This is a genomic window from Bacteroidota bacterium, from assembly GCA_039111535.1.
Taxonomy (GTDB): Bacteria; Bacteroidota; Rhodothermia; order Rhodothermales; family JAHQVL01; genus JBCCIM01.
Window position 1 is genome coordinate 1 of sequence record JBCCIM010000098.1, and the last position, 23,340, is coordinate 23,340.

The 23,340-nt window shown below is 51.4% G+C and carries 15 protein-coding genes; 11 read left to right on the forward strand and 4 right to left on the reverse strand.

Annotated features, from left to right (window positions below):
• The 5 genes from AAF564_15215 to AAF564_15235 form a co-directional block, all read left to right on the forward strand.
• Positions 1-1,240 (forward strand): hypothetical protein (locus AAF564_15215; protein ID MEM8486901.1); only part of this gene is annotated, 1,240 nt, incomplete at its 5' end.
• Positions 1,241-1,303: 63 nt separating this feature from the next.
• Positions 1,304-5,824 carry a hypothetical protein gene (locus AAF564_15220; protein MEM8486902.1) on the forward strand — a complete coding sequence of 1,507 codons (4,521 nt, stop codon included), beginning with the start codon at positions 1,304-1,306 and terminating at the stop codon, positions 5,822-5,824.
• 20 nt (positions 5,825-5,844) lie between these two features.
• The gene (locus AAF564_15225) at positions 5,845-7,764 is read left to right on the forward strand and encodes a hypothetical protein (GenBank protein MEM8486903.1); all 1,920 of its coding nucleotides are present in this window, start codon (positions 5,845-5,847) and stop codon (positions 7,762-7,764) included.
• 5 nt (positions 7,765-7,769) lie between these two features.
• Positions 7,770-8,756, forward strand: coding sequence for a hypothetical protein (locus AAF564_15230; protein MEM8486904.1), 987 nt, complete (start codon positions 7,770-7,772; stop codon positions 8,754-8,756).
• 101 nt (positions 8,757-8,857) lie between these two features.
• Positions 8,858-10,924, forward strand: a complete 2,067-nt coding sequence (locus AAF564_15235) for a T9SS type A sorting domain-containing protein (protein MEM8486905.1) — start codon at positions 8,858-8,860, stop codon at positions 10,922-10,924.
• A 5-nt stretch (positions 10,925-10,929) separates the two neighbouring features.
• Here the strand turns inward: AAF564_15235 and AAF564_15240 are convergent, their stop codons facing one another.
• From AAF564_15240 to AAF564_15250, 3 genes are all read right to left on the reverse strand, one after another.
• Entirely contained in the window at positions 10,930-12,258 is a 1,329-nt protein-coding gene (locus tag AAF564_15240) for a DUF5009 domain-containing protein (protein MEM8486906.1), read from the reverse strand.
• A gap of 86 nt (positions 12,259-12,344) precedes the next feature.
• The gene (locus tag AAF564_15245) at positions 12,345-13,796 is read right to left on the reverse strand and encodes a hypothetical protein (GenBank protein ID MEM8486907.1); all 1,452 of its coding nucleotides are present in this window, start codon (positions 13,794-13,796) and stop codon (positions 12,345-12,347) included.
• 257 nt (positions 13,797-14,053) lie between these two features.
• On the reverse strand, positions 14,054-14,698 hold the full coding sequence (locus AAF564_15250; protein MEM8486908.1) for a hypothetical protein: 645 nt from the start codon (positions 14,696-14,698) through the stop codon (positions 14,054-14,056).
• Positions 14,699-14,989: 291 nt separating this feature from the next.
• Between AAF564_15250 and AAF564_15255 the strand changes: the two genes are divergently transcribed.
• The 6 genes from AAF564_15255 (at position 14,990) to AAF564_15280 (ending at position 21,900) form a co-directional block, all read left to right on the forward strand.
• On the forward strand, positions 14,990-15,526 hold the full coding sequence (locus tag AAF564_15255) for a hypothetical protein (GenBank protein ID MEM8486909.1): 537 nt from the start codon (positions 14,990-14,992) through the stop codon (positions 15,524-15,526).
• Positions 15,527-15,725: 199 nt separating this feature from the next.
• The gene (gene secD / locus AAF564_15260; GenBank protein ID MEM8486910.1) at positions 15,726-17,609 is read left to right on the forward strand and encodes a protein translocase subunit SecD; all 1,884 of its coding nucleotides are present in this window, start codon (positions 15,726-15,728) and stop codon (positions 17,607-17,609) included.
• A gap of 126 nt (positions 17,610-17,735) precedes the next feature.
• Entirely contained in the window at positions 17,736-18,647 is a 912-nt protein-coding gene (gene secF / locus AAF564_15265) for a protein translocase subunit SecF (protein MEM8486911.1), read from the forward strand.
• A 46-nt stretch (positions 18,648-18,693) separates the two neighbouring features.
• Positions 18,694-19,035, forward strand: a complete 342-nt coding sequence (locus AAF564_15270) for an STAS domain-containing protein (protein MEM8486912.1) — start codon at positions 18,694-18,696, stop codon at positions 19,033-19,035.
• A 156-nt stretch (positions 19,036-19,191) separates the two neighbouring features.
• Entirely contained in the window at positions 19,192-20,496 is a 1,305-nt protein-coding gene (locus AAF564_15275) for an adenylosuccinate synthase (protein ID MEM8486913.1), read from the forward strand.
• A 42-nt stretch (positions 20,497-20,538) separates the two neighbouring features.
• A complete protein-coding gene (locus tag AAF564_15280) occupies positions 20,539-21,900 on the forward strand; it encodes a HAMP domain-containing sensor histidine kinase (protein ID MEM8486914.1) in 1,362 nt (453 codons plus the stop codon).
• Between the two features lie 63 nt (positions 21,901-21,963).
• On the opposite strand, the gene AAF564_15285 is transcribed toward AAF564_15280, so the two are convergent.
• A partial coding sequence (locus tag AAF564_15285; protein ID MEM8486915.1) for a toll/interleukin-1 receptor domain-containing protein occupies positions 21,964-23,340 on the reverse strand: 1,377 nt, incomplete at its 5' end.

The following is a 23,340-nucleotide window of genomic DNA, read 5'->3' on the forward strand; positions in this document are numbered from 1 at the left end:
GGACGCCATCGAGAATGGTGACATCAACGCGCTGCCTGATCCGATAACGGTAGTAGGTCATATCGACAACCTGTTAGCCGCCATACCGGGTGCGAATCTCGATTTAGGCTTCAAAAAAGACGTCGAAAAGCGCCTCAATCAGTTCCGAGAACTACTGGCTGATGCACAGGAATTCATCCAGTTAATCAGCAATTTCCTGAATGCTATTGAAATGGCGAAGGAAATGAAGGTGCGGTTGGAATGGCGGCCTGGCGTGAAAGATTGGCTTGGAATTTTTATCGCAAACAACGACGGTAAACCTGCATCGATGGTTTTGGGCGTGGAACTACGCGCCAAGGCCGGCGACGGTAGTGGCCAGCCCACGGCGGATATTTTCTGTAGCCTGGACAACTTCACAATCGATCTCTACATCATCAAAGCCCTGTTTAGCCGGGTGCAGTTTTTTGCAACTACGGGCAAGAAATGGGGGGTTGATGTTGTTTTTGACGGTATCGAGTTTGATGGGCCGCTGAAGTGGGTTGAGAAACTGCGCGAACTGATTCCAATGGACGGCTTTAGCGATCCGCCGTACGTTGACATCGACACGTCTGGGATAACCGCCGGCTTTACGCAGCCCATTCCTTCGGTCGCGTTTGGGGTGTTCACCGTGCAAAACATCAGCCTGGGGGCTGAAATCAATATCCCGTTTATCGGCGATCCGGCCACCATCCAGTTCAATTTCAACACCCGCGAGAACCCGTGTACGGTTACGGTAATGGCCATTGGCGGGTCTTTCTATTTCGGGATCACCTTCGACATGGAAGGGCTGCGGAGCGTTGAGGCTGCCATCGAATTTGGGGCATCGATTGCGTTTAGTATTGCGGTTGCCAGTGGGGGCGTAACCTTGATGGCCGGCATTTACTTCAAATACGATGGGGTGACGGATGAAGTCACGCTGACAGGATACCTGCGCCTCTCGGGGCACGTCTCGGTGCTGGGGCTGATTGGTATTTCGCTGGAGCTCCGCATGGAGCTAACCTACCAGAGCAGTGGCGGCAAGGTGATAGGCCGTGCTTCTGTGAAAGTGGAAATTGAACTGCTGTTCTTCAGTATTGGCGTCGAAATCACCGTTGAGCGCAAGTTTGCCGGCTCCAATGAAGACCCCACGTTCCTCGAACAAATGGGCAGCTCCTACATCGATCCGGTTCAGGATCAAACGGTAGAGGCCTGGCCCGAATACTGTATGGCCTTCGCCGATTAGCGGTACCGCTACATACGTCTCCCATCAACACCTGCCCAATAGTAAATCCATCCCATAATAGCCATGCCTGATCAACATCTCATCTGGACCGTCCTGCCCAATGGCATACAAAACAACATGCTCCGCGCGTCTATTTTTATGACGCCTCGGCTTTATGATGGCGAGACGCTGGGCGCCTTCTTTCCTTCGTTTCCTGAATTTCAGAATTGGCCGGCTATCATCAAACAAGCGGGTCTGTTTTCCTTGAGGGTTGGCGATGTGACGCAACAAGCCACACTCCTCTCTCAACCTGATGAGGGGTATTGGACGTCTTTGTTCAACGCAAACACACCGGTCATCCCCTATGTTCGAGAGGACTACGGATCGCGCACGATCAAGTCGTACCCCGTAACTCAAATTATGCAGGTGCTCAGACAAGAGTACAACCGCGTCATGCTGCAGTCACCGACAGAGTATCCGGTGATGTCGCTTGCTAGCACTGTGGAGAATGACACCCGGGTGAGCTTGAAGCCGTTTGTCAGCAAAATTGGCCGGCTTGGGGTGGCCACAGAAAAGATACGGGTGCGCGAGCAGTTGAATCAGACGCGACAGATCCAGCCTATTGGCCGCGCCATTGCCACGAATACCATCAGCCAGATCGCCGCTGCAATTCCTGACGATGAGATCACGGAGGAGACGGTCGCATTTGCCATGCTGGATGAGTTCTACGACCGCAAAAAAAGAGTGGAAGCAGGAGAGTTGATAGACCGGAGTAACAACAGGCTTGAAGGCCTGACCCTGGCCGATCCTCCGCCGGCACTACCGGATATCGATTTTCACAGGGTGCATGGTATTCTTGGTGACTACCCCGAGATTATGCGGACGCTCGGCTTTGTGATAGATATTGAGGTGCCCTATACCAACGGCATGCTGGCTGAGGGAACGGTTGAGCTGGTTGCTCCTGATGGCATCAACGGTATTATGCTGACGGAGCGCACGCACTACCAGCTGAATTCGCAGGCCGGGCTTTTTTCTGCCAAGCCACGCGATAACGCAGAGCTGGAAATTGAAGACGGTTTCCTGAGTCTGGAAAATCCCAATCTGTACGATCTAACCCAGGTCGACGTAGATGGCTGGGCACTAAAAACGCTGGGGCTGGCTACAGATCAGTTCAACCGCGCCAACGTATTTGCTGCGAGTAGCGTCAATGTTGCTGACCAGATTTCTACTGGCAATAATGCTGTCAATAGCGGCGTGAACAACGTTACACTGCAGCAAGCAAACAACCAACAGGTAAATGCCTCACAGGTCCTTGCCGCGGCGCCGCAAGGACGCGACGAGCAGGGGAGACGTCCGAGAACCATCCCTGGCAACTACCGGGAAGAAGCGAACGATACCGCGTCTTTGCCGGCAAAACGCACCACGGGGCTCAGCGTGATCAAAAAAGACCGCGCCCTAAAGCTTGCTGCATCGATTAGTGCAAATGTTACCCGCTTTGAGAGTGTAGCTACGCAGGTTAATGCGATTCAGGCTGAGCTGCCTAACCAGCCATTTCGGCGCGTTAACAAGCTAACAAATGCACCTCAACCACCGGAAGCGCTCTATGCCGATGATCTGGTTCGCGGATACCGGGTGGATGTTTTTGACGAAGAGAAGCAGCAGTGGTATTCATTGTGTAAACGGCGCGGGCGGTACAGAATCAACAAAGACCCAAACCTGGATCGGCTGATCAATGACGAAGGATACGTCAAAGCAACAGCACTTACACAGGAAGAAGACGACGAAGAAAATGCATACATCCACGAATCCCTTTTTCAATGGGATGGCTGGAGCCTCGTAGCAGAAAAGCCGGGGATGACAATTGTACCAGGCGAAGTCAAAGATCAGATAGAAGATCAGAGTACGGTAAGCGACAAGCGGTACGAGAACGTTGGGCGTGTTAAACACACCACGCCAGATGCGTTTGACCTTGAAACATGGTTTGTACCCGAGCCGGGTTCGTTGCCGCGCCTTCGTTTTGGCAAAGACTATCGGCTGCGCGCACGCACGGTTGATCTCGCTGGCAACAGCCTGCCAGCAAGCGTGCCTGACTCCAGCCATGCGACCGAAAAGAGCTGCTACATCCGCCACGAGCCACTCAGTTCACCGGTCGTTGTACCGCGCTCGATTATAACGGAGGGAGAAGGACTGGAGCGAATGGTCATCCGGAGCAATTACAACCAGACGCCGGCAGAGTACGTCCAGGATATGAACGTACAGAAGGCGCTATCAATCTACCAGCATATCTACGAGTCGTTTAACGACCGCCACATCGCTCCGCCGAAAACCTCGCAGCAGATGGCCGAATTACATGGTGCATTTGAAGCTGCAATGGGAGGCGGGAAGAACTACCAGCAGTGGTTCAATATCGCGGTGAAAGAATCAGGCACTTTCAATGACCCGAATATTGTTGATATCAACACAGGCCAGAAGAATCTCCAAGTGCCAAACATCCAGCTGATTACGCCGCCGGGTGTGCCGCCTGACCAGGCTGTTGGCAGTCTGGAAGAGCTACGCACCGGTGATCCACTCGGACCTGGACAGTACGTTATTCATACAGGCGAAGAACTCATGCTGCCTTATCTACCAGATTTTGTAGCTCGGGGTGCGTCGTTTGTAGGCTTGCCGGGTGTGCCAGAGGGGAGTGTGTTTCAGGTTTCTTTTGAGAACGACTTCCCCAAAGCCCGCTCATTCAGAATTCGCATTATCGAAGGAGAAGGTGTACCTGTATTTCACGAAAATCATCCGTCTGGCGCGCGGGTGTTGGAAGTGAAAATGAAAAAGGGGCAGATTAGTAAAGTTCGTTTGAGCTGCTACATGTCGGCCCAAGATCTTGATCACTTCGAGTGTGCTGAGGTGATAAATGGCGGGAATAACGTGCAGGGGCCGCAGCAGTTGGCAGCTGAGCCACAATTAGCCAACATTATTTCTGAAGGCCGGCACTGGATGGTTACGCCGTGGCGCGAGCTCGTGCTGGTGCACGCGGTACAGCAGCCGCTGATGGCCCCGAGTTTTCAGCAGCTTACACCCAAGAAGGAAAACCTGGGGGACACCCAGGTTTTCCTCAGCGGACAGATGAACCTGGATGTTTGGAGCACCGGCCGGCTTGATTTCACCGCCCGGTGGCGCGATCCGGTAGATCGCCTCGGTGCTGATGCGCCACGTGATGGCAAAGACGGACGGCCAGAACCGCGCGAAAACGTGGGGCGCGTTGCTGAGATGCCCATCGAACCGTACTACGAAGATCGCCAATCGATCAAATTCCCGATCAAAGCAGCCGACTTTGCCGGTGGGCCGGCGTATCCGCATCACAAACAGAAGAAAGCAAATTTCTTCAAACACGAATTTGGCGATACCAAACACCATAAGGTTGAATATTTCCTGACCGGCGCCAGCCGATTCCGCGACTACTTCCCGCAGGAAATTTATAACGTTCCCGAAAATGTATCCCGTGAGGGCGCCACCTTTGAAGTAAACATCCCCAGCTCTGCCCGGCCGGCAGCACCCAAGGTCAAGTACGTTGTGCCAACCTTTGGTTGGGAACGCAAAACCGTAGATGGCAACCCGGTGAGTCGACGTTGCGGTGGAGGATTACGTGTCTACCTGGACCGTCCCTGGTATTCTTCTGGAGATGGGGAATTGCTCGCCGTAGTACTGCGTGGTAGTGCCCCTGCAAAACTGGATCAATTCCAGAACCCTTCTCCCGGACCAATTGCTGTACCACCTGTTTTTACGAACGAGGCCACCGACGATCCATTGCGCCTGCTAACGACGCAGTGGGGTATGGACCCCGTCTGGCGCTCATTGCCGCCTCCAAAGAACCCAGCGTTGACCAACTTTCCTGACGCCGTTAAGACCCAAAATGGCCTCAGGTTCGAGGAAACCAACAAGGGATATGCAGCCGTAGCCGGCCACGAAGTGCACTATGATGAAGACCGCCAGCTGTGGTACTGCGACATCACGGTGGATACAGGTGATACCTACTTCCCGTTTATGCGCCTTGCACTGGCCCGGTATCAGCCGAACTCAATGGATGGCGTCCATTTGTCGCCGGTTGTTATGACAGACTTTATTCAGGCCGTGCCGGATCGTGTGGCAGCGCTGAACATGGTATCGGACGACGAGTTTCGGGTGATGCTTTCTGGGCCGATTGCCTGGAATACCATTTCCAATAATCTGGGTGCAAACGAATCTGACCCCGATAAAATCAAAGACCTCATGAGCTTTAGCCGGCACGTGACGGTAACGCTCGAAAAACAGGTTGGCGGTCCGGATGCGCCGTGGGCGCCAGTGTCCGATGAATTGACAGATGTTGAAATGCCCCCGCACCAGCAAATTGGCGCGCGCACAATCTGGATGAAAACACTGGCCAACCCATTGCAAACGGGCGGAGGTGGTCAGATAGCCGTCAATACAGGAGGCGCACCTGGTACAACCCGGTACCGCGTGTCCATAAAAGAATTTGAAATTCTGCACTCAGATCCCGGTAAGAATCAGGAATTTGAAAACGATGCGGATGTCGGTTTCCGTATGGTCTATGCTGATTCCATCGAATTGTCCCAGTAGGACGCTGATTTTCCATATCCATGAAGAAGCCCATATTTATACATCAGTTCGAACGATGGTTGCTTGTGCTGTGCCTGGTAGGGCTGTACAGCAGCGAAGTGGTTGCGCAAAATGTTCACTTTTCGGGATACAGCCGCATGTATTTCGAAACCTCCGATGCAACGCGCCTCAACCAGTTTACGCCACGCACCCTGTTTCGCTGGGAAGCTGAGCCAACGATTGCGGTGCGGGGCATACCATTATCAGTCAACATCTTAACATCGACCGAGCAGAATGAAGTCAATACCAACATAAACAGCTTGATCGCGAGCTTCAATTTTAGCGCCGATCGGCTGGAGCGCACCATTCGCGACCGGGTGTCACAGAAAATCGGCGACCTGAGCCAGGACCTCGCCGGCCGCGATATCCGCACAGATCCGTTTGGTTTTGATCGCATTGAAGGGGGGATCAATGAGGCGCGGGAGACGCTTGCGACATTGCAGGATATCCAGAGCGATGTGAGCAACCTGACCAATAACCTCGGGGCGCTCACAAACATGGGTTTGTTGTCTGCCCTGGAACGGAAGGCACTGCGGTTTCCAAATCTCGGGATTGGCGTTACCTATCCACGGTATTCGCCGTTTACTGTGGATGGCTTGGAGATCCTGGGTGCGCATGTAGAATTTGCACCCGGAGTGCTGTACCTGGCTGGTACCTTTGGCAATGTGCGCAACCAGGGCGGCAATCTGCAGCGTTTGCTCATCACACCTGGTGAAGCGTTTTACAAACGGCGTGTGGCCGGCGCCGGCATTGGCGTGGGGCGGTCTTCTGGCAGCCACTTTCACATCAAGGGTGCGCTGATTGTAGATGATAAAGACACGTTTGATGATTTGGGGATGCCCGAGGTGGCACTGCCGCCCCAGCGTAACCTGTTGGCCGGCATCGACTTCAAGGTTTCTGTAGCGGAGCAGCGGTTTAATATCGAGGGCAATGTTGCCGGCTCTTCGTATACGCGCGACCGCGACGGCATCGCTATCGAAGACCAGGAGCTGATTTCGCCCCTGCTGTACAATCTGATTGATCCCAACCTGTCGAGTTCGCTTGATGCGGCAGGTGAAGTGAAAGCCACGTTACGGGTACCGACGTCAAAAACCCGACTGCGGGCAAAAGTACGGTATGTAGGGCCGGGGTACGTTTCTCTTGGCGCGCCAGTGTTGCGCAATGATATTCTGAGCTATGAAGCCGACATCAGCCAGGCATTTTTTCGCCGCCAAGTGTCGCTCAGTGCGCGCTTCCGGTCGGAAGAAAACAACCTGGACAACATCAAGCTTTTCACTAAAGACTCCAAACTGGCTTCGTTTCAGCTCGGACTACACCTCCGCAATTTGCCGTACCTGCGCGTACGATACCAGCCCACATTTCTGAAAACGAGTAACCGCTTGCCGGATACAGATGCGGGCCTGGCAGATTCATTCGATTACCAGTACGACACGCAATCCCTGTCTGTAATGACAGGCTACACATTCCGCACGGACGCGCTGGTAAGTACCACAAGCCTGATTTATGCCCTGCAATCGATCGACGCCACGCAGGAGTTTGTCGAATACCGGATGCAGAATTACGGCATTTCACAGGTCCTGGCACTTGGGGATCTCGGACTCAATTTGGGCTACACCTTTTACGACCAGGAGCGGCTCACCGACCCACTTGATATCCATACGGTTGATGTTTCCGCCTCCTACACAGCCTTTGATCTATGGACCAGTACGCTGGGCGTTAATTACTCAAAAGAAACGGGCCAAGGGTCGCTGTTGAGGATCCACGGAGGAACCGCATTTCCACTTTGGTTGCTCGGTACGCTCGACGTACGCCTGGAAAACAACCAGTATCAAGGAGGATTGTTGGCCGCCTCCGATTTTAATCAAAGCCGGCTATCCGTTTCTCTGATCCGCACATGGTGATTCCAATGAAGCATAGAAATATCTTTTTCCAAAGCCTGGCTTTGTTGCTGTTGATGGCAGGGGGTATGCCACAGATGTCGCATGCTCAACAGTCTGTTGTGGTCGTGCAGATTTTCCCGCCACCACCGAACCAGTTGACCATTTCCGACCTGTGGCGCGTCCAGCTTAACAACATGGGCCGCAGCGACTTATCTGTTGTGCTGCGCGGCACAGTAGAAGAGGCACGAGAAGGGTTACTGCTCGACGCCAGTACACGAGAAGTTGCATTGCGGCCAGGACTCAATACATTTCGCGGACCAGATCTGGAGCCGGTTGAACTTGATGAGACCAACAGCGAGTACGAACGAATAATTGTCCGGACCGGGCAGGCCCCTACCGGAGACTACACCATTTGTGTGTACGCGATCTCGACGGTCACGCTGGAAGAGGTGGGCAGCGATTGTATCAACCATTCCGTTGAACTTGTTTCGCCGCCAGAATTGATTGCGCCGCCAATAGAGGCACAGTTAAGCGATCGTTTTCCTGTGTTTTACTGGACACCGCCGGCGCCCCTGCCGGGGAATCAGGCCGTCTCTTACCGCATCAAAATTGTAAAAGTACTCGGCCGGCAATCACCGCTCGCCGCACTGCAAGCAAATCCTTCATGGTACGAAGAAGCTAATCTGCGCACTACGTTTTTGCAGTATCCGCTTCGAGCGCAGCCCTTTGAATCCGGCCAATACGCGTGGATCATTACAGCAGAAACGCCTGGCCTGACCCGTGGGGGCGTAGCGTTGGGACAAAGTGAAATCGGATACTTCGACTGGCAGCCCATTCTGGTGCTGGATATCGCAGATGAACTGGACATTGCCACGCCAACAGTGCCCGGCATTCCTGCCGGCTTGCTCAATGAATTGCTGACGCCCTGCTCTGGCATTAGCGGCGGCGGCTTTGGTTTCGGCCCATCCGGCGCCGGCAGCGGCACCCTGCAATTCAGGGTGTTGGATAACTAGAGCTACAACCACTTTCAACTTTTAACCTGCAACTTTCAACCCCAAACACACCATGTGTTTGGCCTAACCACATCTCCTAACCCACACGCATCACATCTGAAATGAAAAAATTTATACAAAACTGCACCGCGTTATTGTTAGCCGGCCTCGTGTTTGTAATGCCAGAAAAAGCATTTGCACAGGACGATCCAGTTGAATGGGTATTACGGATAGGAGGTAAGTCTGCTGACATAGCGGGCGGCGTACACGTTGCGCTGGAAGATGGCGTTGTCCGCCTGGCCGCTACCATGGGTGAAGCCGGCGGTATGGTAGGTGATTCATTTGAAACGCCTGACGCACAGACTGCCATCCTCGTTATCGTCGACCCTAAAACAGGGAAACCATCAGAATTATATGCGATTTCTGCTGACGACCTGAAGAGCTCGATAACAGGAGATGATGTGACTGTTAACGTAGAAAACGATCCACACCTTATTGGCACGTACAAAGGCTCGATTGGGGTGTCTCAACACGACTTGAGCTTGCTGCAAAGTCCAAATCAGAGTGTGTACCTCGCAGAGTTTACAGAGAAAGGGACCATCTCCTGGATCAACACCATTGGCTCTGTTTTCGAAACGAGCGAAGCGACTTTTGGAGGCGTTGATAGCCACCAGGAAGGCGAAGTGTTCATGACAGGCTCATACAAAGGGACCGAAGTGTTGTTTATTCACCAGACAGGTGTAGAGACAGCAAACTCGCCAACCGTGGAAGACGAAGATGCATACCTCATCCAATACGGTACCCGCGGTGAACTCAGAGACTTGCTTCTCATGCAGGGTAATGGCAACAGCCGGGGAAATGACGTAACGCTGGCGAAAGATGGTACAGTTGCTTACTGGGGCGGTGAATACGACGGCATTGCAACACTGGGCCGCAACGTGTTAGAGGCTGGTCTGCGTACCCAGGATGGGTTTCTGATCAAGCTGGCAGGCGACGAAGTTGAGTGGTTCATTGAGCTCAAAGGGGCAGGGGATGTCTCTGTATCAAACGTCGTTTTTAATCCCGAAACAGGTGGCGGTTATTTTGCCGGCGATTTTGGTGGCAGCGCACTCGAATATGAGCTCAATAACGTGTTTGTTAAGAGTTTTGATATTAACAGTAGTGACGACGGCGGACAATATGTGGGCGCATTCAGCGCAAAAGGAGAGATTCTCTGGATATACGCCATTTCCGGGGATGCTACCATTAATGATCTTGCTTTCCGTGAAGGCAATCCCGACCAGAAGTCGGGTGTATCTGTGGCCGGTGCTTATGGAAAGGCGGAAGTTTATGCTGGCCCTTCGACAAAGTATGGTTTCGAATTACAGGGTACGCAAGATGCGTTTTTGCTTGAACTCGATTCAGCAGGAGATCTCATGCTCCTGCCGTGGACAACAGGCGCTGCAGCTGCCGACATGACGCATGACGACTGGATAGAGATTGTGAGTTGTTTTTGCACAGGCTCGATTACCAGGCAGAATGTCGGAAGTGCCACGTATGATGCAGTGCTCAAAATTGCCGGCGAAGAAGTGGAGTCGATAGGAGAAACAGATGTACTTGTATTTGGCTACAACGCCGAGCTATCCCCGCCACTACCCGTTGAATTAACCGCATTTACAGGGCTGGTTGATGGCACTGATGCCTTCCTTTCGTGGGAAACTGCCAGCGAAACGAATAACGCAGGCTTTGAGGTGCAACGATTCGGCGCGTCGGGATGGCAACAAGTGGGCTATGTAGCCGGTGCAGGTACAACGACGGAAGCACAATCGTATGCCTTTACTGTGCAGGGCCTCACTCCCGGCTCACACCAGTTCCGCCTCAAGCAGATCGATTTTGATGGGACGTTTGCGTTCAGTCCGACCGTAACCGTGGCCATACAGGCGGGGCAGCGTCCGCAACTGATCGATGCTTACCCCAATCCATTCAAACCACGCACAACCATACGTTTTTCTGTGCCCGAGCAGGGAGTGGTTTCTGTAAAAGTCTATGACGTTATGGGCCGGCTCGTTGCTGAACTGCACGATGGTACATTGCCGGCCGGAATCCACAATATTGCATGGGATGCTTCAGGAATGGCCAGCGGCGTGTATTTCTACCGCATGCAGGCCGGCGCATTTGTGGAAAGCAAACGCATGATGCTCTTGCAGTAATCGCCTCAGAGCCTGAGAAAAAGTTTCTGTCGATACATCACCCAGGCAATCAGGAAAATAAAGAGCGTATAGAGTAGGGCCCACAGGAGGGAGGCCGGTTCGCCGGCTACCCCCTGGCCCATAAGTGTATCCATGAACCCATCACGAACTGGTGTGAGGATGCGCGCAAACAGGCTGTGCAGGGCGTATGCGGCAATTGCATTGGCGCCAAAAACCCGACCCATGTAGAACAGCGGCTGGTTCTTGCCTTTTTTGTGCAGATCAACATACCAGAAAAGGGCGGCGAAGGTCAGGGTAATCAGGCTGGACGTATACAGCACAAATGAACTGGTCCACAGGTTTTTGTTGAACGGGAAAAACCAGTTCCACACGCTACCGACAACCAGCAAGCAAAAGCCATAGACAAACAGGCGAAGCGCAGTTTGTTCTTTGGACGCTGTTTGCAAGATGATGTGGCCCGCAACCATGCCAGCAATGCCTGAGCCAATGGCCGGCAAGGTGCTGAGCAATCCTTCGGGATCCCAGGTCTTTTCATAGATCCGCCCTGGTGTGAACACGCGGTCAATCCAGGCAGCCAGGTTGGTGCCGGGCTCTAGGTTTGCTGCAATAGATGTCTCTGATAAAGCACGCAGACCTTCCACGGCTACAGGTCCACTGGCACGCATCACTTCGCCGCTTGCAAGCGCCGCCTGCACCACAGCGTCAGCCGGTACAGGAAGGAGCACCATCATCAACCAATAGCCGACAAGCAATACCACACCCGTGATGATTTGTGTGCGCCGGCTCGTGTACAAGAACAGGAAGGCGCAGACTAGAAACACGATGGCAATCCGCTGCAGCACGCCGGGCCAGCGGAAGGCGTCCAGCGCCAGGTTGGGGTTAAGCACAAGGAAAAGGGTTGTTACTGCGAACATGACCGTGCCCAGCATCAGGCGTCGGCGCTGGGACGGGGCAATTTGAATTTCGGAGAGCCCATAGAGCAGTACAATGCCCACCACAATATGGGCGATTTTGTACCCCACCGTTGCAGCAGGCACAGCCAGAAACAGGCCCATTCCAAAGATCATAGCGGTACGTACCAGCGTTTTTCGAATCAAGGGCCCCGTGTCAGCAGCCTGTTGTCGGCGCTTTGAATACGATAGTACAATGGAAACGCCGACAATGAACAGGAAAAAAGGGAATACAAAGTCGGTAGGCGTAATCCCATGCCATGGGGCGTGGCGCAGGGGAGGGTAGACGTAGCTCCATGATCCCGGGTCGTTGACGACAATCATGCCGGCGATGGTGAGGCCGCGCAGCACATCAAGTGAGGTAAGCCGTTCTTTTAAATCCATACAGGTGGGGTGGATTCGATACAGGTGGGTACGAAACAGCGTGGGTGCAAATCAAGGTGGTGTTGATCTGCTGAAAAGGTATCGAATCAGGGTAACAATCCAAAATTGAACTGCGTGCTATCTGGTTGTGAGGAGACAACAGGATAGAAGCCTCGAGCGACCAAATTCAACGCAGGTTTGCCGCCCATTGAGAATCCGGTGTTTCTGCCGTCTTTCCTATGATTAGCCGACCATTCCCATAAGTGCGCACCTGCGAACCAGGGCTCATGCCATACTTCATTGAAAAAAGCCTGGTAACTCCAGGCCTGGGTTTGATGCGATACACGCCTGAAAAAATCTGTAGTTGATGACCATTCCCACGGCGTCAAGGCCCCTGTCGCTATACTCCTATACCCGATTTCGGTGAACAACACCGGCTTTTGGTATTTTTCTGCGAGGTTGCTTAGCCGATCAACATGAGGCTGCCAACCCATTTCAATCTCTTGCAGGCTCGGGTTCTTTACATCAGCTACTGGAAAGTAGGCCTGAATCCCAATGTAGTCCAGCATATCCCAGAAAGGGATGTTTTCCAGGTTGTCAGACCAGTTTGCAGCATAGGTTAATTTGCCGCTGTATACCGAGCGTATCTGTGAAATCAGGGATCGCCACTGCTCGGGCTTGGCCACAATGGTGCTGTGTAATTCTGTGCCTACACAAAACAGGTCGGCGTTGAGTTGTTCAGCGAGCGCTGCGTATGCCAACATGCGGCGCGTGTAGTAGGAAAACCAGGTATCCCAGTCTGCTTCGTTCTGCATCTCGATGTCTGAACGCCATGCCCCAGCTTGCGGTGCGCTGAGCCACACATGGGGTTTGATTGCGAGACGGAAGTTGTGGTGTGCAGCAAGTGCTGCGTGTTGCGCAATTCTGTCAATGCTACTACTGCCAACGCTGCTACTGTCGGACACCGATTCCGAAGATGCCTGGAGTGGCGGTTCATTATGCAGCTCCTGGCTGATATAGGGGACCAGCGTGATCCATTCGATGTTGTTGGCTTTCAGTAGCGCCAAGTCTGATGTATCAGCTGACAGGTTGAAAACGTGTATCCCGCGGTGTTTGCCATCTTGTTGGTACAGATCGCGGGCTTGTGAGCCGGCGTGTTCTACCGATGTATCCCAGGTATAAGTAAAATCTTCGCTGTTTCGATAAGCGCGTGTCACCTCCAGTCCAGTCCAAATGAGTGCTATGGGGAGCGCCACATACCGGATTAACCCTCCAGCAACACCGGTCCAGCCCGTGTTTTTGTAGCGCCGCACGTTCTCGCGGATGATCACAAAAATCAGATAAGGAAAAAACGCAATTACATAGGTGCCGCCCTCGGAGAGTAGCTTTTTGACGGTGAGCCACCAGTAAGTCCATACCTGACCGGATTCGAGTTGATCGATCATGAACAGAGCGATCAATAAGATGAATGCCAAAGCGAAGAGCGTCCCTGCATACCACGCAACAAACACGCGGAGCGCGCGCTGAAAGCGACGGAGAGAGGCTGTGTTGTGATGCATGGAAGTACGTGCTGTGGGGTAGTAGCGGTGAAGCTTATATCCAATATGGAATACAGGGATAGAAGTTACATTGCGTTGATTGTCGAGTGCCGATTGTCGAGTGAATAAAGCGGCACTATCTTTCAGCAATGGCATCCTGAGCCATGCGAAGGATCTCTTGCGGGCTTGCAGTGCTTTGAATACCGAATATGCATCAAACAAAAAACGGGCGCCCCTATCAGGAGAGCCCGTTTTGCATAATCGCGGAATCGCTCTAATTAGGCGTCGCCGGCAGCTTTCTCCGCTTCATCCGCAGCATCGTCAACGAGGTCGCTTGCGCCTTCCTTGATTTCTGAGGCTACATTTTTGACAGAGCTGGAGACCGAATCAGCCATCTCACCGGCCTCTTCTTTGGCTTTATCCATAAGCTCGTCAGCTTTGTCAGCAGCAGCAGAGGCGGTTTCTTTGGCTTTGTCGAACGCTTCGCCGGCTTCTTCCATTGCTTTGTCTTTTAGTGAATCAGCTTTGTCTGCGGCAGCAGCAGCAGCGCCTTTGGCCTTGTCGAAAGCTTCGCCAGCCTCTTCTTTGGCTTTTGTGGCAAGTTCATCCGCTTTTTCGGCAGCGGTACTGGCTACTTCTTTTGCTTTGTCAACAGCCTGTTCAGCAGCCGTTTTGGCTTTTTCCATGAGTGGATCAGCCTTTTCCTTGACATCTTCAGCCATGTCTTTGGCTTTGACAGCAGCTTCTTCTGCAAGGTCTTTGGCTTTGTCAAACGCCTCGCCGGCTGCTTCTTTGGCTTTTTCGACCATCGGACCTGCGTCTTCAATCACGTCTTCCGCAACGTCGATGGCTTTATCTACAGCCTGCTCTGCAGCGGCTTTTGTTGAACTGAAAGTTTTCTTCAGGAAATCTGTAAATCCCATTGTTTATCTCTGTTTGGGGTGGGTGGCAGGAATACAGGGTCGATATACTATAAAATACAAGATACAAAACAATGATTCATTACCCGTCAAACGTTTCATTGCAAAAAAGCCAAAGGCTTTCAATAAAGTACCTAAATTCAGTAATTTACTGTCAGCGGAACACGGTGTAATGAACGCTCATTAAACGCCTGCTGCCAACTAGCCGATATTGAGGCTTTGGGGCCGCTACCCACTATTTTATGCGCTAAAGCACCTGCAAATACCCGTTTTAGCACCATTCTGTCTTTCATTATGCGCGCACTGCGTTCAACATTGGGAAAACGGATCGTAACGATCAGCTTGCTTCTCAGCTTGCTGGCGTTGCTCGTATCTCCTGCTGTGCGCGATAATCAGTACAATTCGTCCAGCAAATACGCTAATTGGTTACGTAGCCAACTCGGTGATGTTACCTCGGAAGCCGTTGAATATGCTTTTGCGGCTGCGCTTGAGGTAAATGCTGAAAACCTTGATGCATTTATAAACGCGTTTGTTAAGGCTTACGCGTATGTGGAAACAGACAACGGCGTTTCTGTTACGAGTGTGGCGCTTTTTGCGTTGCTCAAACACAGATCTCTGCTCGTTGACAGTGCTGTTCCTCCGCATTTACTGCTTAAATCTGCGCTGATGCGCACCCTGCATTCGCAGGATCGCGGCGGCTCATCATTATTCGCTGCGTTTGAACGGGTTACAGCTGTTAAATTTGGGCAGCAACTCGTCACTTTCGTTTCCCATGTTACCCCCTTATATACAGCGGACAGCTACCGTTCTATCAGTCCGCGTGCGCCCTAGCCACAGCCTGGCCCCGCAATTCTACAGAGATACCCAATCCCGATTCAACAATCTGCGATAGCTGATGCACATTGCTGGTGCGTTATGTTGTGTTGTATGGCGATCTGTTGGGGCCTCGAACCACCATGTTGAGCTTAACACCGCAGTTCTGCGGTAATTATCACGTCGGCTTCCACTGCCGGCACACACCAGATTTACAATGAAAGACAACGGATTTAAGATATTACTTACGATTGGGTTTATTGCGCTGTGTGTATACTACCTCTATCCCTCTGTGCATAACCTATTCCTCTCGAACAAAATTGAAAGTATGTCGGGGGAAGAGCGTACGGCCTATGAGCAAGAGAACAACACCACGATCAAAACGGTGAAGGACAAGTCGCTGAAACTTGGCCTCGACCTGCTTGGCGGCATGCACGTAACACTCGAAGTCAAAATTGACGCGCTTGTACGTGAACTTGCCACGGATGTGGATCAGCCTTTTGAAGAGGTGCTTGCAGATGCCAATACTCGCGCTGACAACCAGGGGATTTCACTTATTGATGCCTTTTCCCAGGCCTTTACAGAGCGCGACCCCAACGCATTGCTGTCTCGCTATTTCCGGGATACCGATGCAAACATCACCCGCCGTTCTACGAACGCAGAAGTGGTGACCTACTTGCAGGCAGAGGCTGATGAAGCCATTCTTCGGGCCATCGAGATTATTCGTCAGCGTGTTGACCGTTTTGGTGTAACGGAGCCTTCTATCCAGCGCCAGGGCGCACGTCGTATTGTTGTAGAACTACCAGGTGTGACTGAGCAGGATCGTGTACGTACGCTGCTCAAAGGTACTGCGAAACTTGAATTCCGCCTGATGGCAGAGCCGCAGGCGTTGCTGCGTACCGCACAGCTGGCCATCGAAGCTTATCAGGAAGAAGCTGCTATGGATTCTACCTCAGACGCGTTGCTTGCTGCAGACTCTGCCGGCGTTGTGTCTGATACCACGTCGGATATCGATGCACTCCTGGCCCTCGAAGATGATGGCCCTGTGAATCGCCTGTTGCAGATCGTTCAGCCGTATCCACAAGCGAGTGTGCGTTTTGGCGTTGTGTCTGAGCAGGATACTGCAGCCTTCAACGCGCTTATGAGAGAGCCGGTATTCCAGGACCTGATGCCGACCAATACAACGCTCATGTACCATTCTTCTCCGTCTGGATTGAATGCTGCCGGGTTCGAAGTGTATGAGATCCTTGGGGTTCGCAATGAAATAGAGCTCGACGGAAGTGTGATTACAGATGCCAAAGTAGACTTTGACGAGTTCAACAGGGCCAAAGTATCCATGGCAATGAATGGTGAGGGCGCACGGATCTGGGCGCGTATCACGGGTGCCAACGTGAATAAGAACGTAGCCGTTGTAATGGATAATACGGTGTACTCTTTCCCTGTCATTAACGAGCGTATTGCTGGTGGACGAACCGAAATCAACGGTCTCGACTCCCAGGCTGAAGCGCAGGACATCGTAAATGTGTTGAAATCAGGTGCATTGCCTGCGCCGCTAATTATTGTGGAAGAGCGCACTGTTGGGCCAAGCCTCGGTGAAGCATCCATTCAGGCGGGATTGAACTCGATCCTGGTGGGCCTGCTGCTGGTTGCGCTGTTCATGATTTTCTATTACCGCACCGCCGGCATCGTAGCGGACCTCGCACTGATTATCAACGTGATTTTTATCCTCGGTATTCTGGCCGGCTTCAAGGCAACGCTGACGCTGCCGGGTATCGCAGGTATCGTACTTACCATTGGTATGGCAGTTGACGCCAACGTGCTCATATTCGAGCGTGTGCGTGAAGAGCAAAATACGGGTAAAACACTAAAAGCAGCGATGGAAGGGGGGTATTCGAAAGCCCTGAGCGCCATTTTTGATGCCAACATTACCACCTTCTTTGTAGGAGCAATCCTTTACTCGTTCGGCGTTGGCCCGATCAAAGGCTTTGCTGTAACCCTGATGGCTGGTATCATCGCTTCCATGTTTAGTGCCATTGTTATCACACGCATTGTGATGGACTACATGGTTGTTGAGCGTCGCATTAAAGTCAACTACGGTTGAGTTGCCGGCATTACCCGATAGAACTTATTGATTGCGCCAGGCGCGCAATAGAACTGCTATTAACCAACAAGGGTGAGCCGGCTTCAACAGACGCCAATCGCCACCTTTGACTTACAAATATTAGACATGAGAATTTTTGAAAACGCGGCGTTCCGGTTTATACAGAGCCGCAAAACAGGCTACCTGATTTCGGGCATCTTGCTGCTGCTTAGTGTTATATCACTGAGTACACGCGGCCTGGAATTGGGCATCGACTTTAAAGGCGGGATGGAATTTGTTGTAGAAAGTTCTGAACTGCTTGATGTCAACGAGGTAACCAATGCGCTCTCTGGTGTACTTGAAGGTGCAACAGGAGTAAAGACCTTTGGCGAAAACGCTGTCCTTATTGCAACGGCAGCAGAGGGCGAAATCAACGCGATTGAGTCTGCGATCTTGACCCAGATCAGGACTTCTTTTCCTGATCAGACGCATGAAGTCATCAAAACGGACGTCGTAGGGCCTCGCTTTGCAGATGACCTCAAGCGCGGTGCTATCCAGGCCCTGCTTGCATCGCTGCTTGTAATTTTTGTATATATTTTCTTCCGTTTTGAGTGGCGATTCAGTGTAGGCGCTGTAGCAGCGCTTGCACATGACGTAACGATTACGCTCGGCTTGTTTTCGCTTTTACAGGGGATTGTCCCGTTTTCGCTGGAAATCAACCAGGCCATTATTGCGGCTTTCCTTACAATTGTTGGATATTCGCTGAACGATACGGTGGTTGTATTTGACCGTATTCGTGAATATACCAACCTCTTTAAGACAGACGCGTATGATAATGTGGTAAATCGCTCGATCAATAATACTTTGAGTAGAACGATAATTACCTCAGGCACAACCTTGCTCGTAGTTGCAACGCTCTTTATATTCGGGAGTGGCGCACTCAGAGGCTTTGCTTTTGCGCTGTTAGTTGGAGTTATAATTGGAACGTATTCGTCAATTTTTGTAGCTTCACCCGTTGTAGTGGAATTGCGTAACCGCGCCGCTGCCAACCGTAAATAGAACGATACCTGATTTCAGGGCTTTTTCTCACCAAGAGTTTACCATCATGAATTTTAATGTTGAAGAGAAATACAATGCCGTTGTAATACAACTAAAAGGCAATGTAATGGGAGGGCCCGATGGTGCAAAGCTGCATGACACTTTGCACAATTTGAAAGAAGAGGGCAAGAAAAACGTAGTTATTGATCTGTCCAAGACTAAGTTTATGAACTCGAGCGGCCTCGGCATGCTCATCAGCGGGATGACCACTATGCGCAACGCCGGCGGCGATCTGCGCCTTGCAAATGTGGCTGACCGTATCCAGTCTTTGCTCGTAATCACCAAGCTGATTACCGTATTCAAACACTTTGACTCAGTGGATGAAGCTATCAGCAGTTACGACGAATAGTATCTATAAGTACGCACAAACGCGCGCTTACTGTAGGTTGATGGGCCCTGGACGCCCAACGGTTGACCGTAAGCGTCAATTTCTGTCAAAGATGAATTCGCACAAGCGGCGAGGGGTCTATCCCTCGCCGTTTTGTGTGTCAGATCTAAAAAAATCATGTCTGTTAGTGTTGTAATTGGATCTCAGTGGGGCGACGAAGGGAAAGGGAAAATCGTAGACTTACTGAGCAAGACGTCGGATGTTGTTGCCAGATATCAGGGTGGCGCCAACGCAGGTCACACCATTTGCTGGGGAGATAAAACGGTTGTACTGCACCTTGTACCAAGCGGTATTTTTAACCCCGATACAACGTGTGTTATTGGCAATGGCGTTGTCATTGACCCTTTCGCTATTTTGAAAGAACTCCGGGCAATCCGGGAAGAGGGGTATGATGTGGAAGGCCGCTTGCTCATTTCTCAGAATGCGCACGTCATTATGCCGTACCACAAAGCTGTGGAAGGCGCTCGGGAAAAGTCGCGTAGTGGCAAAGCCATTGGCACGACAGGAAGGGGCATCGGGCCGGCGTATGTAGACAAGTTTGCCCGGACTGGTATCCGCATGGGCGATTTCCTTAACAGAGATATCCTCCGCGCTAAAATTGAGCACGCGGTTGCCGAGAAAAATGCAATCTTAGAGGGCGTATACGGCGCTGAGCCGCTTGATGCTGCCCAAATGGTTGAGGAATATCTGGCACTCGACAAAGAACTTGCGCCTTACATCGCTGATACCACACACTATCTCGGAGAGGCTATTGCAGCCGGTAAGCGTGTCATGGCCGAAGGCGCGCAGGGCAGTTTGCTCGACGTTGACTTTGGTACCTACCCGTACGTTACCTCCAGCCATCCCACCGTGGGCGGCTGTTGCACGGGATTGGGGATTCCACCAACGCGTATCAGCCGCGTTATCGGTATTGTGAAAGCCTATTGTACCCGCGTGGGCAACGGACCATTTCCAACGGAATTACTCGACGACATTGGTGCGCAACTGCAGGAAGTAGGACACGAGTTTGGGGCCACTACAGGCCGGCCCCGCCGCTGTGGCTGGCTCGACCTGGTGGCACTCAAGTACTCCGCTATGATCAACGGCTTAACCGAACTGGTTATCACGAAGCTTGATGTGATGTCTGGCCTCGACGAAATCAAAGTATGCACGTCGTACCGCTACGATGGCAAAGAGACGTCTCAATTCCCGAACAATGCGCTTACCCTTGAGCAGGTAGAGCCGGTATACATCTCTATGCCAGGCTGGAAAGAGGACATTGTAGGTATTGATCGGTTTGAAGATCTGCCGGCAGCGGCACAATCGTATCTGCAATTTGTAGCAAACCAGTCGGGCGTTGACATTTCAATGATCTCAACAGGGCCCAAACGCTCCCAAACCATTATGAGCAACAGCGCTTTGCTAGAGGCAGTCCCGGCCTGATAAGGCCTTGCGCTGAAGCTACAGAGTTATTGCAGGGCATTTATGCAGTCATATCGTCACTCTACCAACTTGAAGTCGGGGCTTGTGATTTTTGCCGTATTGATTGCGGTAGCTTCGCTTGCCTATACCAGCCGCATTGTTGATCAACTGAGAGACCGTGAATCGACGGCTGTCCAGATTTGGGCAGAAGCGATGGGGGCGATCACAAAGACGCAGGCAGAGACCACCAACCCGTTTTTGCCAGACTTGCAGGCGCTGTCGGTTTTTCTTGACTCTCTGGAAACAACCGGTGTCAGCGTTAGCCCTTCTTCACAGCAGATGGCCCGTTTCAGGGAAGCCGTCCGTTGGGCACAGAGCATGCCGCCGGCAGGGGAGACAAGCTTCATTGCGAACTACATCGTACTCCGCGAAGACTTTACGTATACCATTCCCTCGATCGTGTCGGACTCCACCGGGCCAATGATGTGGCGCAACCTGCCGGTCAGTGAAGAGATGGGCTCAGGAGAAGACTCTGTCCAGGCCATGGCGCGGCTGGCAGCGTTCCAGGAAGAAATGGATCGTCTGAATGAACCGATCCCGATTGAAGTAAGCTCTGAGTCGTTGGGTGAATTGCGACAACGCGTGCACTTTGGCGAGTCCAAGCTGATTCGTGAACTTCGGATTTTCCCATTTGCGCAGTTGCTCTTTGTTGGACTTTATATTTTGGTCGGCTACATCGGGTTTTCCTATGTGCGCCGGAGCGAGCAGAGCAGCCTTTGGGTGGGGATGGCTAAGGAAGCAGCCCATCAATTGGGTACGCCCATATCCAGCCTGATGGGGTGGACAGCGCTCATGAAAGAGACAAACATGTCCGACGATGAGCAGCAAAATGCCATTCAGGAAGTAGAAAAAGACATCTCCCGCTTACAACGGGTTACAAATCGATTTTCAAACATCGGTTCGCGCCCGAAACTTGTAGCTACGCAATTGTCAGATGTGATCGGGGGAGTAACCGATTATATGCGGCTCCGTATTCCCAAGCAAGGTCAGGTAATAAACCTGACAGCAGAGATTCCTGAAACGCTGGCTGTACCGCTGAATACAGAGTTATTTGAATGGGTAATCGAAAACCTGATCAAAAACGCACTGGACGCCATTCAGAAAGACGCCGGCAACATTGCACTCCGTGCCTACACGCAAAACGACAAAGTGCTGATTGAGGTGGAAGATAACGGCAAAGGGATTGACCGCCGGCAGTGGAAAAACGTCTTTCGGCCGGGGTACAGCACGAAGAAAAGGGGATGGGGATTAGGCTTGAGCCTTGCGAAGCGGATCGTTGAAGACTACCACGGCGGAGAATTGCAGTTGCTACAGTCGAAAGTGAACGAAGGCACCACGTTTCGGATTACGCTGCCGGCAGCCTAACTCATAGAAGTTACAAATTTAAGTGATTGAAGAGATGTGAGTATTACTTCATAAGCAGGTTTTTCAATTGAACTGGTTCTCTGAACGAGCTAATAATCTGTTTGCATGAATTGCCTTTGCATGATTCTCCAATGTCCTAGCTATTTCAGCCCATACCCTCTCTCGTTCTCCGTATTCTGTCGAATATGTTATAATGGGTTTGCCACCTTTTGGCAATACTTGCAAATCTTTGATAATGGGCTCACTGTCCCACAAACACGGCCGTACTATAATAGGAATGATGCGCATTCCTTCCTGTTGTCTCCGAATAATTAATTGAGGGAGTTCTTCATCGTTGATAAATGGGGATGCTATGAAGTCAGAGCTCACTAACAGTAAGGCTAGATCACATTCTTCCATTGCATTCTTGATTTTTTGATACCACTCATCACCAGCTTCTATCCGGCGATCTTGCCAGGCGTCTACAATCCCACGCCGCTGCATGCCCTGCATCATGATTATCAATTCATTTTTGAAATTTTCGTCTATATGAGCATAACTAATAAAGATCTTTAAAGGTTGTCTTTGCCATACTCTTGATTCCAGACCTTCTTGAGAATTCTCGCCGAGGTTATTGGCTTTCTCAATAAGAGAATCCCAGGACAAAGAGAAGTCTGATGGCACGTAAGAAATGGTATTATTGAATCCGGTAATGCTCGGGGAAAGATGGGGGAAGTAGTAGCCCAGATTTGTTCGTGAGTATAAATTCGAATGCTCAAACCATAGCTTAATCAATGTAAGAGTTGTGGCTTGCTCGCCTTTTTGCAGCTCTCTTCCAAGGAAAACGGAGAGGTACAAATTGGCTTGTTCTATATCTTCAATTTTGATGGCTGTCAATGCACGGAGCCATGTTAGTGGATTCCCTTCGGAAAAAACTCTTTTAGGGATAGTCTCCTTATTTAAAGCCTGATAAGCTTTTTGAGGTTGCTCCGCCGATAGCCAACAGAAGGCGGTTTGACCTAACAAGTCCAGATTGATGCGAGAGTGTGATAGTGAAGATTCGGCAGTTTCTGCGGCTGCAGCCCATTGATGATTAATTTGTAAAAGCAAGCTATTGCCAAGGCCTACCTGATCCCCTCTGTTTTTCTGAGTTGATTCATCTTCAATGATCAGGTTTATGGCTGTGCTATTTCTAGAAATTGCACATAGATAAAGGGCTGAGTTTACTACTCTGTTTCGATTATACTTGAAAGGAATTCTTCTCATGCCTTCACGTAGAAGATCTAGGCCTTGCAAAATCTGGTTGTTGCACGCCATGAGCTCAGCAGCGGACAGATACAACGAAAACACGTTTCTTTCAACAGGGATTTCTTCAATTCCCTTTAGGAGGAGTGTGATTGCCTCATCCAGTTGGTTGTTGCGCGCCATGAGCTCAGCAGCGGGCTTATACAACGAAAACAC

Excerpts from the sequence above, each read along its gene's own strand:
- AAF564_15225 (MEM8486903.1), top strand. The coding sequence starts at position 5,845 with ATGAAGAAGCCCATATTTATACATCAGTTCGAACGATGGTTGCTTGTG.
- AAF564_15255 (MEM8486909.1), top strand. The coding sequence starts at position 14,990 with ATGCGCGCACTGCGTTCAACATTGGGAAAACGGATCGTAACGATCAGC.
- AAF564_15245 (MEM8486907.1), bottom strand. The coding sequence starts at position 13,796 with ATGCATCACAACACAGCCTCTCTCCGTCGCTTTCAGCGCGCGCTCCGC.
- AAF564_15250 (MEM8486908.1), bottom strand. The coding sequence starts at position 14,698 with ATGGGATTTACAGATTTCCTGAAGAAAACTTTCAGTTCAACAAAAGCC.
- AAF564_15235 (MEM8486905.1), top strand. The coding sequence starts at position 8,858 with ATGAAAAAATTTATACAAAACTGCACCGCGTTATTGTTAGCCGGCCTC.
- AAF564_15240 (MEM8486906.1), bottom strand. The coding sequence starts at position 12,258 with ATGGATTTAAAAGAACGGCTTACCTCACTTGATGTGCTGCGCGGCCTC.
- AAF564_15270 (MEM8486912.1), top strand. The coding sequence starts at position 18,694 with ATGAATTTTAATGTTGAAGAGAAATACAATGCCGTTGTAATACAACTA.
- AAF564_15280 (MEM8486914.1), top strand. The coding sequence starts at position 20,539 with ATGCAGTCATATCGTCACTCTACCAACTTGAAGTCGGGGCTTGTGATT.
- AAF564_15275 (MEM8486913.1), top strand. The coding sequence starts at position 19,192 with ATGTCTGTTAGTGTTGTAATTGGATCTCAGTGGGGCGACGAAGGGAAA.
- secD (MEM8486910.1), top strand. The coding sequence starts at position 15,726 with ATGAAAGACAACGGATTTAAGATATTACTTACGATTGGGTTTATTGCG.
- AAF564_15220 (MEM8486902.1), top strand. The coding sequence starts at position 1,304 with ATGCCTGATCAACATCTCATCTGGACCGTCCTGCCCAATGGCATACAA.
- AAF564_15230 (MEM8486904.1), top strand. The coding sequence starts at position 7,770 with ATGAAGCATAGAAATATCTTTTTCCAAAGCCTGGCTTTGTTGCTGTTG.
- secF (MEM8486911.1), top strand. The coding sequence starts at position 17,736 with ATGAGAATTTTTGAAAACGCGGCGTTCCGGTTTATACAGAGCCGCAAA.